Genomic DNA, 384 nt, shown 5'->3' with positions numbered 1-384 from the left:
CGTTTTGCAGGCTGCTTTAGCCAACGATGCTTCTGTCTCTTCACTTCGCAACGGCAAATCGAGTACGGCTAAATAGATAGCAGCTTTGAAAAATGAGTTTGAGTCTGCTTATCCCGGCTTTATTACTTATGGTCATTTATGGGGGGCTAGAGATAAACTTATTACTTCCGGAGACATGGTTTGGACAGGCAGCTGTTTTGCTTTAGAAGACATGGGTTGTATGTTTAGCAATGACAAGAGTGATCAAAGCAATCTTTATTCGTCAGCTATCCAATCTGCACTGGCTTATGATGTCCTGTGGAGTTCTAATAATATTTTAGCGCTAGTTACGCCAACATACTTGGCGAATTACGAGGCTCAGGTGGCTTCTTTAGATGCTATTTA

1 protein-coding gene is annotated in these 384 nt (G+C 41.9%); it reads left to right on the top strand.

From position 1 onward, the window contains the following. Positions 1-85: 85 nt before the first annotated feature. A partial coding sequence (locus UF06_RS15865) for a hypothetical protein (protein ID WP_045571296.1) occupies positions 86-384 on the top strand: 299 nt, incomplete at its 3' end.

Source organism: Vibrio sp. S234-5 (assembly GCF_000960595.1).
Lineage (GTDB): Bacteria > Pseudomonadota > Gammaproteobacteria > Enterobacterales > Vibrionaceae > Vibrio.
The sequence above is the reverse complement of the archived record's forward strand: the minus strand, read 5'-3'. Positions and strand labels throughout refer to the sequence as shown.